Raw genomic sequence first — 12677 nt, 5'->3', positions numbered from 1 at the left:
AAAAACACGGCGATTGTACACAACCTCTGATGGCAACACGACTGTACGGCTGTTTGCGGACACGGCTGTATCGCGACCGGTCGGTGCGTTGAGTTTAGGCTTTAAACCCGAACCTGTGGCGCCACCCGCCCAGTCAATCTACAACAAGGACCGCCGCCCACCATGACCGAAGTCACGACCGCGCCACTTCGTCCATTGGCCGATACATCGCCCTCGGCCATCGTTGCCGGTTTCATCGCCATGATGACCGGTTACACCAGTTCCCTGGTGCTGATGTTCCAGGCCGGACAAGCGGCTGGCCTGACCACCGGGCAGATTTCCTCGTGGATCTGGGCCATCTCCATCGGCATGGCGGTGTGCTCCATCGGTTTGTCGCTGCGCTACCGCACGCCCATCACCATCGCCTGGTCGACACCCGGCGCGGCGCTGCTGATTACCAGCCTCGGCGGCGTGAGTTATGGCGAGGCCATCGGCGCGTACATCACCTGCGCGGTACTGGTCACGATCTGCGGCCTGACCGGCAGCTTCGAGCGCCTGGTCAAGCGTATTCCTGCCTCCCTGGCGGCGGCGTTGCTGGCAGGCATTTTGTTCAAGATCGGCAGCGAGATTTTCGTCGCGGCCCAGCACCGCACCGGTCTGGTGCTGGGGATGTTTTTCACCTACCTGATCGTCAAGCGCCTGTCGCCACGTTATGCGGTGCTGGCGGCACTGCTGGTGGGCACGGCGCTGTCGGGCGTGCTGGGGCTCCTGGATTTCAGCGGTTTTGCCTTGGAAGTCGCGACGCCGGTCTGGACCACGCCGCACTTTTCCCTGGCCGCCACCATCAGCATCGGCATCCCGCTGTTCGTGGTGGCAATGACCTCGCAGAACATGCCCGGCATCGCGGTGCTGCGCGCCGATGGCTACAACGTACCGGCCTCGCCGTTGATCACCAGCACCGGCATCGCCTCGCTGCTGTTGGCGCCGTTTGGCTCCCATGGCATCAACCTCGCTGCGATCAGCGCAGCGATCTGCACCGGGCCGCACGCCCACGAAGATCGCAACAAGCGCTACACGGCGGCCGTGTGGTGTGGAGTTTTCTACGGAATTGCCGGGGTTTTCGGCGCGACACTGGCGGCGTTATTCGCGGCGCTGCCCAAGGAACTGGTGCTGTCCATCGCGGCGCTGGCCCTGTTCGGGTCGATCATCAACGGCCTGAGCATCGCCATGAGCGAAGCGAAGGAACGGGAAGCGGCGCTGATCACCTTCATGGTCACGGCGTCGGGGCTGACGCTGTTTTCCATCGGCTCGGCGTTCTGGGGGATTGTGGCGGGGGTGTTGACGTTGCTTATCCTTAACTGGCGCAACGCTTAAAAGCATCGCGAGCAGGCTCGCTCCCCCAGGGGACTTGTGTCGCTCACATAACCTTGTGGGAGCGAGCCTGCTCGCGAAAGCGGCCTGAAGGACGACAATTACTTAACAGACAGGCACAAAAAAACCGGCACCTGTGAAGGTCGCCGGTTTTTTTAACATCAAGCCTTCGAATTGATCGGCTTTTCCGGATACCACACGTCCAGCAACGGGCTGACTTCAACGCTGGTCAGCTCAGGACGGGCCTTGAGCCAGGCTTCGACGGCAGCGCGCTGCTCTTCGGTAACCGAGCCACGCTTCTGCAGGCAAACCAGGCCGTAGTCGTCACCGCCGACATAACCCAGGCCGTTGGCTTCCATGGCTTCTTTCAGGAAAGCGTCGAGGAAAGCGTCAATAGCCTCATCGGCCAGATCTTCTTTGAAATCCAGGTTCAGTTCGAAACCCAGCTCTTGAAATTCATCCACGCACAGCTTTTTGCGCAGACGCTGGGAACGGTTAGTCGCCATTGAAACAATCCTCATAAGTAATAACGGCCGGCACTTTACCAGTTTGGTGCGTCGATTGCCCGACTCATCGGGCATCTGTGCCTACCGTCGGTAAAAAAATACCGCTTCGGCGGGCTTGGGCACGGCACAAGCCGTTGCGCCTTGGGGCATAATGCCGAACTTTCATGACCGTTGAGGACGTTCATTTTCATGTCCTCGTCTTTTCTCCCCTCGCCTGCAGGGTTTTACTTCACATGATCAAATCTTTGCGTCCACTGCTTCTGGCCAGCCTTCTTTTTCCCCTGGCCCTTCCGGTCTCCACCAGCGCCGCCACCATCAACACCGCCCTGTCGCCCAATGTGCAAAAGGCCCTCAAGAACAGCAAGCTGCAAGACAACGCCCTCTCCCTGGTGATGGTGCCGCTCAACGGCCCCGGCACCCCGACGCTTTACAACGCCGACGTCTCGGTGAACCCGGCGTCCACCATGAAGCTGGTGACGACCTACGCGGCCCTGGAAATGCTCGGGCCGAACCACCAGTGGAAAACCGAGTTCTACACCGACGGGACCCTCAGCGGCGGGATCCTCAACGGTAACCTGTACCTCAAGGGCGGCGGCGACCCCAAGCTGAACATGGAGAAGCTCTGGCTGTTGATGCGCGATTTGCGGGCCAACGGCGTGCAACAAGTCACCGGCGACCTGGTGCTCGACCGCAGCTTTTTCATCCAGCCGCAATTGCCCGAGTTCAACGACGACGGCAACGATGTGAACAAGCCCTTCCTGGTCAAGCCCGACTCGCTGCTGGTCAACCTGAAGGCCCTGCGCTTCGTGGCCCGCAATGACGGGGGCCGGGTGCTGGTGTCGGTGGAGCCTCCCATTGCCAACATCCGCATCGAAAACGTGGTCAAGGCCGCCAACTCCAAGCAATGCACCGGCGGCGTGCGCTACAACCCGGTGGCCCAGGCGGACGGCAGCATGACGGTGACCGTCAGCGGCCAGCTCGGCGAGGGTTGCAGTTCCCAGACTTACCTGTCGCTGCTCGATCATGCTACCTACACCGCTGGCGCCGTGCGGGCGATCTGGAAAGAACTGGGCGGCAGCATCCAGGGCAACGACCGCCTGGCCGCGACCCCGAAGAGCGCCAAACTGTTGGCCCGGGCATTCTCCCCGGACCTGGCGGAGATCATCCGCGACATCAACAAATACAGTAACAACACCATGGCCCAACAACTGTTCCTGAGCCTGGGCGCGGAGTTTCGCAACGAGGCCGACGGTGACGACGCCAAGGCGGCGCAACGAGTGGTACGCCAATGGCTGGCCAAGAAAGGCATCACGGCGCCGCACCTGGTGATGGAAAACGGCTCGGGCCTGTCCCGCGCGGAACGGGTCAGCGCCCGGGAAATGGCGGCGATGCTGCAAGCGGCATGGCGCAGCCCGTACGCGGCGGAATTCGTCAGCTCGATGCCCATCGCCGGCACCGACGGCACCATGCGCAAACGCTTGAAGACCACTGCCATGGCGGGCGAAGCCCACATCAAGACCGGCACGCTGAACACCGTCCGCGCCATTGCCGGCTACAGCCGTGACATCAATGGCAATACCTGGGCGGTGGTGGCCATCCTCAACGATCCGAAGCCATGGGGCGCTTCCTCCGTGCTGGACCAGGTGCTGCTGGACCTGTATCGCCAGCCGAAACTGCCACAGGCAGCGTCGCTGCTCTGAGCCAGGCCCCAACACCAACCCAATGTGGGAGCGAGCCTGCTCGCGATTCGGTCGACCAGCACACATCGATGCTGGTTGAGACACCGCTATCGCGAGCAAGCTCACTCCCGCAGCGGTTAGCGTGAAGCCATTATGCCAACTGCACCTCGACCCGATCCCGTCCTGCCTGCTTGGCCGCGTAAACCCCAGCGTCAGCCCGCAGCAGCAACGCATCGGCGCCTTCGCCGGCGCGCCAACCGGCCACGCCAAAACTGGCGGTGATGATGCCCACGTCGTCAATCGGCGCGCTGCGAAGACCATCCCACAACCCCAACGCCAGCGTGGAGGCGCTTTCGCTGTCGGTATCCGGGCATAGCACCACGAACTCCTCCCCGCCCAGCCGGCAAAACACATCGGTGCGGCGCAGTCGCTGGGTGATCCGCTGGCAGACCGCCTGCAACACCCGGTCCCCCACCGCATGGCCGTGCTGGTCGTTGATACGCTTGAAATGATCGATATCGAGCATGACCACCGTCAGCTCCCCGGAGCCACGTTCGACCCGGGTCATTTCCGTCGTCAGGCGTTCCTGGAAATAGCGCCGGTTGCGAATCCCGGTCAAGGCGTCGGTGACCGACAGCGCCCGCAGCTCTTCCTCGACGCGCTTGAGGTCCGAGATGTCGGAAATGTAGCCGTGCCATAACACGCCGCCGCCGGGCAACTGTTCGGGAGTCGCCTCGCCACGCACCCAACGCAGCCCGCGATGCGGCAGTTGCACCCGGTACTCCTCCCGCCAGGGGCTCAAGGTATCGGCCGAGGTGCGAATCGACGCGCGTACCCGTGCGCTGTCGGATGGATGGATACGCGAGAAAATCGCATCAGCGTGCCGCACCAGCACATCAGGCTCCAACTCATAAATGTCGCGGATGCCATCGCTGGCGTAGATCACACTGAACCCGCCGTTGAAATCCATCTTGAATTGATAGATGCCGCCAGGCACATGGGCGCTGAGTTTCTTCAACAGCAGATCCCTCGCCGCCAGCGCTTCGTGGACGCGCTTGCGCTCGGTGACGTCGATGCAGATCGCCAGGTGCCCGACCCATAATCCCTGCTCATCGAGCACCGGCGTAGCCAACATGTTGACCGTCAGGTGACTGCCGTCGCGGCGCACCAGGGTCCACTCACGAGCCTGTTGTCCACTTTGTTCGCCGCCCTCAAGCAGCATCGCGTGACATGTCGGGATCGGTTTTCCAAAGCGGGCCGCCAGTTGTGCGGCCCGGTGTTGCAACTCGCGGGGAACGTGGAGGCTCTCCAGGGTCATGCTTTGCAGGACGTCACAGCTGCGGTAGCCGAGCATCTGTTCGGCGCCGGCATTGAACGTAGTGATGACACCGCGCAGGTCGGTGGCGATGATCGCAACCTGGGTCGCGGCATCGAGCACGCCCCGCAGTTGGCCGTGGGTGCCGCGCAGTTCCGACTCCCGGGCCCGCAATTCCCGGGTGCGCTGCTCCACCAGTGCCAGGGCCCGCTGCCGTTGGCTGACCAGCGTATAAAACAACGCGCTCAGTAACAGGCTGAGCAATGCGCCCAGCACTGTCAGGCTTGTCACGCTGGAATGGTTGCTCGACAGGAACAGGCGGCTGGGACGCAATTCGACCCGGAAGTCCCGGTCCGCGAGGCGCAGTAATCGGGTCGCTGCCAAATCGCTTTTGCCCGGCTGGTCCGACGTCTCGTACAGCACCTCCCCATGATCGCCATCGGACAGGTCGATCACACGCATCGACAGATTGTCGCGGCCCGGCGCAGGCAGGTCATCGGCGACCAGCTGGCGCATGCTGACGGCGGCCACCACGTATCCGAACGGCTCACCGGCCAGATGCCGACTCACGGGGGCTGCGAGCACGACCCCGCGGGAAAAGGCCGGGTCGACCCCTATCAGGTTAACCGGTTGGGAAACCACCAGGGCGTTACGCTGGCGGGCCCGCTCCAGCGTCACACGGCGTAACGGCTGCGAAAGAAGATCCAGGCCCAGCGGCGAGCCATAGGACGGTTGGCTCTGGACGTACAGCACCGGTACGTATTCGTCCCGTTCGATGGCCGGGTGCAACATACCGGCTTCATCCTGTTCGCGAATGGTATAGGTGCCAGACACCTCGGCCCGCGCCTGTTGTTCAAACGGCTGCCGATCGTCCCGAAAGACCCGGGGCGCCCAGGCAAAGGCCCGGGTGCGCCGCAGCAGGGCTTCGGTGTAGCCATGGAACTCGCTGTTGGAAACCCCGGAGGAGTTGGCGAAGAAACGTCTCAGGCTGTCGAGGCGTTGCTCCTGGTCCTGGAAACGTTCCTGGAGGCGGCTATAGCGCTCTTCGGCTTGCAGTTCGAAGCGCTGACGCAATTGCTGGTTGAACAGGTTCAGCGTGCCCCAGGCCAGCAAACCGGTCAGCAGCAAGCCCGCCATCAGGACCAGGGACGCCACTAGCCATGCCGAAACATCTTCACTGATAAAGCCCAGGATTCTGGGACGCACCTGATGTAATGCCATACACATAACTCAGAAAGGGACCAGGCATATGTACAGCCCCGGCCACAGCCTAGTTATAGCTATCTGCCATCACTTTAGCCAGCCCCAATGATGCCCGGGAGCCTTGAATTTCAAGGCTCCCCTGGATCCAATGCCTCGAGATCAGCGCGCCATGATTTTCCAGGCGCGGTGGATTTTGCCGTTGCGGGCGAAGTCCGGGTCGATGGTCTTGGCGGTGATTTCCTCCACCGCGTAACGCTCGGCCAGGTTTTCTTCGAGCTGGAACTTGCGGAAGTTGTTGGAAAAATACAGCACGCCGCCCGGCGCCAGGCGCGCCATGGCCAGGTCGAGCAGTTGCACGTGGTCGCGCTGCACGTCGAACACGCCTTCCATGCGCTTGGAGTTGGAGAAGGTCGGCGGGTCGATGAAGATCAAGTCGTACTCGTCGCGACTGGCTTCAAGCCAGGCCATGACGTCGCCCTGCTCCAGGCGGTTCTTGTCCGAAAAGCCATTGAGGGACAGGTTGCGTCGCGCCCAGTCCAGGTAGGTTTTCGACAAGTCGACGCTGGTGGTGCTGCGCGCACCGCCCTTGGCGGCGTGGACGCTGGCGGTCGCGGTGTAGCAGAACAGGTTCAGGAAACGCTTGCCGGCTGCCTCCTTCTGGATCCGCAGGCGCATCGGCCGGTGGTCGAGGAACAACCCCGTGTCCAGGTAATCCGTGAGGTTGACCAGCAGCTTCACGCCGCCTTCGCTGACCTCGGTGAATTTGCCTTGGGCACTCTGGCGCTCGTACTGTTTGGTGCCGCTCTGGCGCTCGCGGCGCTTGATGACCACGCGGCTCTTGTCGACATTCAAGGCCTGGGGAATCGCCGCCAGCGCATCGAACAACCGGGCCGAGGCCTTTTCCGGATCGATGGATTTGGGCGCGACGTATTCCTGGACGTGCACCCAATCGTGGTACAGGTCGATGGCCATCGAGTATTCGGGCATGTCGGCATCGTAGACGCGATAGCACTCCACGCCCTCACGCTTGGCCCACTTGCTCAGCAACTTCAGGTTTTTCTGCAGCCGGTTGGCAAACATCTGCCCGCCTTCGCTCAGGCGCGCCTGCTCGATCACCGGGGCGGGTGCCGGGGCTGGCTTGATGGGGTTGCCGTTCTTGTTGTACTGGCGCTCCTGGGGGACATCCGGGGCCTGGTCGTAGGCGGATTGTTCACGCTCGGCCTGGCGTTGTTCCGGGGTGCGACGCTCGCCCGTGACGAACTGATCCGGCAGCACCTTGATCAACAGCAGCTTGCAGGGCAAGGCGCCGTTCCAGAACGAATATTGCTTGTGGCTGCGAATGCCCATGCGCTTGCCCAGGTCCGGCGCGCCGGTGAACACCGCCGCTTCCCAGTTGAGGCAGGCCTGGCGCAGGCGTTCGCCGAGGTTCTGGTAGAGATACAGCAGGCTGGCTTCGTCACCCAGACGCTCGCCATACGGTGGGTTGCAGATCACCAGGCCCTTCTGGTTCTGGTCCGGGCGTGGTTCGAAAGTGGCGACTTCGCCCTGGTAGATCTTGATCCACTCGCTCAGGCCCGCGCGTTCGACGTTGTTGCGGCCCGGCTGGATCAGCCGTGGGTCGGCCTCGTAGCCACGAATCCACAACGGCGGCTTGGCCAGTCCGGCGGCGGCGCGCTCGGTGGCCTCCTCATGGAGCTTGCGCCACAGCGCCGGCACATGGCCGAGCCAGGCGGTAAAGCCCCATTGCTGACGACGCAAGTTGGGCGCCATGTCGGCGGCGATCATGCCGGCTTCCACCAGGAACGTGCCGACGCCGCACATCGGGTCGGCCAGCGCCCCGCCTTCAGCGGCAATGCGCGGCCAGCCGGCGCGGATCAGGATCGCGGCGGCGAGGTTTTCCTTCAATGGTGCGGCGCCTTGCTGCAAGCGATAGCCGCGCTGGTGCAGGCTGTGGCCCGAGAGATCCAGGGAAAGGATCGCTTCGCCACGGTCCAGGCGCAGGTGGATGCGCAGGTCCGGGTTGAGCTTATCGATGGAAGGACGGTCGCCCGAAGGGGTGCGCAATTTGTCGACGATCGCGTCCTTGACCTTCAAGGCGCCGAAATGGGTGTTGTCGATGCCCGAGCCGTGACCGCTGAATTCCACCGCCAGGGTGCCATCGGGCAGCATGTGGTCTTGCCAATCGACATCCAGTACGCCGTGGTAAAGGTCTTCAGCGTCCTTCATCGGGAAGCGCTTGAGCACCAGCAACACGCGGTTCGCCAGGCGCGACCATAGGCAGAGCCGATAGGCTGTCTCCATGTCAGCGCTGCCGCGAACGGCCGAGGTGTGCTCGCGCGCCTCTTCAAGGCCAAGCCCGACGGCTTCCTCAAGAAGCAGGCCTTCGAGGCCCTTGGGACAGGTGAGGAAGAGTTCGAAACGGTCGGACATGGGATTTCCAGAGCCTTTGGCTAAGTGGGCCGGGCAACGCATTGCCGGGCCGGGTTCAATCAGGTGCTTTTCTCAAGAGCACCCGCGTGGCACGAGCGTGTGCCGTTCCGTACTCGCCGCTCAGGTTCAAAGAGCTTAGATGCGTGTACAGATAAAAAAATTCTGTGCAACAAATTGTGAAAAGTCACCCCTTTCGTCGAATAGTACCCGAGTGCAACAGGGGGACATTCTCATCCGACCATGGCGACCGCCTTTCGGCGCAGGGCTGATCATACAGGGGTCTTGCTCAAAAGCGGGTGTTGAACATCATGTTACTTATCGCCCTAGCATCTTTAATGTTACGTGCTTATGACAAAACGATCATTCCATCCGTGTGACGCTTTGGTTAGAACTCACCACAGGTTGACGTCGCAACGGCGTCAACACCTCGGCTCGTCACGCCGGCAACGAGCCGCCAACGGCAGAATGATTCTGCCCCGGCCTCAATAGAGGTCGACGCTAAGCAACAGTCAACAAGTGAGGGCAACACCCTATGAGAAGACTTAAGCGTGATCCGTTGGAAAGAGCATTTTTACGCGGTTACCAATATGGCGTTGGTGGTAAATCCCGTGAGCTTTGCCCCTTTACTCTACCGTCGGTACGTCAAGCCTGGATCAATGGCTGGCGGGAAGGACGCGGCGACAACTGGGACGGTATGACCGGCACTGCGGGTATCCATAGACTCAACGAACTTCACGCCGTCGGCTGACACAGGGCTTATTACTCAAGAACTCGACAACTTGACATCCAAACCGATTTAACCACGCACGTCCCATCCGGACGGCGGGCCACGGCCCAAGGGGCTCCTTCTGGAGCCCTTTTTAATGCCCGGGATTCGCGGATTTGAGCTGAAAACACTGTGTGGCGAGGGGCTTTATCCCCTCGCCACAAATGGACCTCACCAACCTAAGGAATCACCCCAACGCCGCAATCGCATCCACCGACTCTCGAATCAGCGCCGGCCCCTTGTAGATGAAACCCGAATAAACCTGCACCAGGCTTGCCCCAGCGGTGATTTTCTCGGCGGCATGCCGGCCTTCGGTGATCCCGCCCGCCGCAATGATCGGCAAGCGTCCCGCCAGTTCACCCGCCAGGATTTTCACGGTATGGGTGCTCTTGTCACGCACCGGCGCACCAGACAAACCGCCCGCCTCGTCACCGTGTTCCAGCCCTTCGACGCCTTCGCGTCCCAGGGTGGTATTGGTGGCAATCACCGCGTCCATGCCGGTCTCGATCAGGGCCTGGGCCACTTGGACGGTTTCCTCGTCGCTCATGTCCGGGGCGATCTTGATGGCCAACGGAACATGCCGGCCATGGATAACCGCCAGCTCCGCGCGGCGCCGGGCCAGGTCGGCGAGCAATTGCTTGAGGGAGTCACCAAATTGCAGGCTACGCAGCCCCGGAGTGTTCGGGGAGCTGACATTTACGGTGACATAGCTGGCATGGGCATAGACCTTGTCCAGGCAGATCAGATAGTCGTCGACGGCGCGCTCCACCGGGGTGTCGAAATTCTTGCCGATGTTGATGCCCAGCACGCCCTTGTACTTGGCCGCCGCGACACGGGCCAGCAGGTGATCGACGCCCAGGTTGTTGAAGCCCATGCGATTGATGATCGCCTCGGCCTGAGGCAGACGGAACAATCGTGGCTTCGGGTTGCCCGGCTGTGGCCGCGGCGTCACGGTGCCGATCTCGACGAAGCCGAAACCCAGTTGCGCAAAGCCGTCGATGGCGGCGCCATTCTTGTCCAGGCCCGCCGCCAACCCGACCGGGTTGGGAAATTCCAGGCCCATGACCGTCACCGGCAGTTTCGCCGCAGCCTTGCACAGCAGACCGTTGAGGCCCAAGCGCCCGCCCGCGCCGATCAGGTCCAGGGACAGGTCGTGGGAGGTTTCCGGGGAGAGTTTGAACAGCAGTTCACGGGCCAGGGTGTACATGGGCGGCTTTGACTCGGGCGACGAAATGAGGCCGCGATTATAGCCGCGCAACGGCGTCGCAAGCGAGGCGCTCGCACAAAACCGCAGCGCTGGCATATGCCTTGCACCTTTTTGGTCATCAGCGCCCCATGCCAACGACGGAATGAGTGCCGCACTGTTTCAAAGGACAACGGCGTCGGCGTCCGGCCTTCCTTGGCCCGGACACGGCGCTTTTTGATGTGGAAGGTGATATCGATGAATGAAGTTCCAGCCACGCCCCTGGCCTGGGTCAATGGCAGCGATGCCCCGGAAAAAAGCGCGATCAATCTTGGCTTCATGGCCCTGAGCGACTGCGCCCCGGTGGTGGTGGCCGCCACCCAAGGCTTCGCCCAACCCTACGGCCTGACCTTGAACCTCAAGCGCCAGGCGTCCTGGGCTAACCTGCGGGACAAGCTGGTCAGTGGCGAAATCGACGCAGCCCACAGCCTGTACGGCCTGATCTATGCCGTGCACCTGGGCATCGGCGGCGTCGCGCCCACCGACATGGCCGTGCTGATGGGGCTGAACCAGAACGGCCAGAGCATCAACCTGTCCCACGGCCTCCAGGCCCAAGGCGTGACCAGTCCTGAGGCACTGGAACAGCACGTGCACCAAACTCGCCCGAAACTGACGTTCGCCCAGACGTTCCCCACCGGCACCCACGCCATGTGGCTCTACTACTGGCTCGCGGCCCAGGGCATTCATCCTTTATCGGACGTCGACAGCGTCGTGGTGCCACCGCCGCAAATGGTCGCGCACTTGCAAGCTGGTCGTATCGACGGTTTTTGCGTGGGCGAACCCTGGTGCGCCAGCGCGGTGAAGCAGAACCTTGGTTTTACCCTGGCGACCACCCAGACGATCTGGCCCGATCACCCGGAGAAAGTCCTCGGCTGCACCCGCGCTTTCGTCGAGCAATACCCCAATACCGCCCGGGCATTGGTCATGGCGATCCTTGAAGCCAGCCGTTTCATCGAGCAAAGCGTCGAGAACCGTCGCAGTACCGCGCAATTGCTCAGCGCGCCCGAATACCTCGATGCGCCGCTGGATTGCATCGAGCCGCGCCTGCTGGGCATCTACGCCGACGGCCTGGGCAACAGCTGGCAGGATCCCCATGCCATGCGCTTCCACGGAGGCGGCGAGGTGAACCTGCCATACTTGTCCGACGGCATGTGGTTCATGACACAGTTCCGCCGCTGGGGCCTGCTGCGCGAAGACCCGGACTACCTGGCCGTCGCGCGCCAGGTCCAGCAACTCGAGCTGTACCGTGAAGCTGCTGCGACACTGGGCATGACGCCCCCAGGCCAGGACATGCGCAGCAGCCAACTGATCGACGGCACCACCTGGGACGGCACGGACCCGGCCGGGTACGCCCGCAGCTTCAAACTGCACGCCTTGAGCGATGCGGCTCCCCTTCTCGCCAGCCGCTGACAGGAGCCACGATTATGCTGCGTATCCTGCTGATCAACGACACCGCGAAAAAAGTCGGCCGCCTTAGAGCGGCCTTGATTGAGGCCGGCTTCGAAGTGATCGACGAATCCGGCCTGACCATCGACCTGCCAGCGCGCGTCGAAACGGTGCGTCCGGACGTGATCCTGATCGATACCGAGTCACCCGGACGCGATGTGATGGAGCAAGTAGTGCTTGTCAGTCGCGACCAGCCGCGACCGATCGTCATGTTTACCGACGAGCACGATCCGGATGTGATGCGCCAGGCCATCAAGTCGGGTGTGAGTGCCTACATCGTCGAAGGCATCCACGCCGCGCGCCTGCAACCGATCCTTGATGTCGCCATGGCGCGCTTCGAAAGCGACCAGGCCCTGCGCGCCCAATTGCTGGCCCGCGACCAGCAACTGGCTGAACGCAAGCGCATCGAACTGGCCAAGGGCATGCTGATGAAGATGAAAGAGTGCAACGAGGAACAGGCCTACACGCTGATGCGCCGCCAGGCCATGAGCCGCCAGCAGAAGCTGATCCAGGTGGCGGAGCAGATCATTGCGATGAATGAATTGCTTGGCTGAAAGCCTTGTAGTGCCTGGCCTGCCCCATTCGCGAGCAGGCTCGCTCCCACAATAGACCGCAGCTCCACTGTAGGAGCGAGCTTGCTCGCGATTGCAATCCCGCTTTCAACATCTCAATCGACTGACCCACCGTCATCGCGAGCAAGCTCGCTCCCACATTGATCTCAGGGTGAACGCAGCACTTT

The 12677-nt window shown here is 62.1% G+C and carries 9 protein-coding genes; 5 read left to right on the top strand and 4 right to left on the bottom strand.

Annotation, left to right across the window (positions count from 1 at the left end; translation table 11 throughout):
- Positions 1 to 162 precede the first annotated feature (162 nt).
- Positions 163 to 1353, top strand: a complete 1191-nt coding sequence (locus DOCECA_RS05405; protein WP_434563216.1) for a benzoate/H(+) symporter BenE family transporter — start codon at positions 163 to 165, stop codon at positions 1351 to 1353.
- A 158-nt stretch (positions 1354 to 1511) separates the two neighbouring features.
- Here the strand turns inward: DOCECA_RS05405 and DOCECA_RS05400 are convergent, their stop codons facing one another.
- Positions 1512 to 1856: a YggL family protein gene (locus tag DOCECA_RS05400; RefSeq protein ID WP_249875505.1), complete on the bottom strand. Its 345-nt coding sequence runs from the start codon at positions 1854 to 1856 to the stop codon at positions 1512 to 1514.
- 233 nt (positions 1857 to 2089) lie between these two features.
- Here DOCECA_RS05400 and dacB point away from each other — a divergent pair, with 233 nt between their 5' ends.
- Positions 2090 to 3556 carry a D-alanyl-D-alanine carboxypeptidase/D-alanyl-D-alanine endopeptidase gene (dacB, locus tag DOCECA_RS05395; protein ID WP_445571563.1) on the top strand — a complete coding sequence of 489 codons (1467 nt, stop codon included), beginning with the start codon at positions 2090 to 2092 and terminating at the stop codon, positions 3554 to 3556.
- 130 nt (positions 3557 to 3686) lie between these two features.
- On the opposite strand, the gene DOCECA_RS05390 is transcribed toward dacB, so the two are convergent.
- Both DOCECA_RS05390 and rlmKL read right to left on the bottom strand, forming a co-directional pair.
- Positions 3687 to 6071, bottom strand: coding sequence for a sensor domain-containing diguanylate cyclase (locus tag DOCECA_RS05390; RefSeq protein ID WP_445571562.1), 2385 nt, complete (start codon positions 6069 to 6071; stop codon positions 3687 to 3689).
- Between the two features lie 141 nt (positions 6072 to 6212).
- Positions 6213 to 8483 carry a bifunctional 23S rRNA (guanine(2069)-N(7))-methyltransferase RlmK/23S rRNA (guanine(2445)-N(2))-methyltransferase RlmL gene (rlmKL, locus tag DOCECA_RS05385; RefSeq protein WP_420764737.1) on the bottom strand — a complete coding sequence of 757 codons (2271 nt, stop codon included), beginning with the start codon at positions 8481 to 8483 and terminating at the stop codon, positions 6213 to 6215.
- A gap of 532 nt (positions 8484 to 9015) precedes the next feature.
- On the opposite strand from rlmKL, the gene rmf reads away from it, so the two are divergent.
- Positions 9016 to 9231 carry a ribosome modulation factor gene (gene rmf, locus DOCECA_RS05380; protein ID WP_003223300.1) on the top strand — a complete coding sequence of 72 codons (216 nt, stop codon included), beginning with the start codon at positions 9016 to 9018 and terminating at the stop codon, positions 9229 to 9231.
- A gap of 205 nt (positions 9232 to 9436) precedes the next feature.
- Here the strand turns inward: rmf and DOCECA_RS05375 are convergent, their stop codons facing one another.
- A complete protein-coding gene (locus DOCECA_RS05375) occupies positions 9437 to 10456 on the bottom strand; it encodes a quinone-dependent dihydroorotate dehydrogenase (protein ID WP_420764738.1) in 1020 nt (339 codons plus the stop codon).
- Between the two features lie 234 nt (positions 10457 to 10690).
- Here DOCECA_RS05375 and DOCECA_RS05370 point away from each other — a divergent pair, with 234 nt between their 5' ends.
- Positions 10691 to 11902, top strand: coding sequence for a CmpA/NrtA family ABC transporter substrate-binding protein (locus tag DOCECA_RS05370; protein ID WP_420764739.1), 1212 nt, complete (start codon positions 10691 to 10693; stop codon positions 11900 to 11902).
- A 14-nt stretch (positions 11903 to 11916) separates the two neighbouring features.
- On the top strand, positions 11917 to 12492 hold the full coding sequence (locus DOCECA_RS05365) for an ANTAR domain-containing response regulator (protein ID WP_420764740.1): 576 nt from the start codon (positions 11917 to 11919) through the stop codon (positions 12490 to 12492).
- Positions 12493 to 12677: the final 185 nt, after the last annotated feature.

The sequence above is a fragment of the Pseudomonas sp. E102 genome, from assembly GCF_052660185.1.
This window is presented reverse-complemented; position numbering and strand designations above follow the sequence as displayed.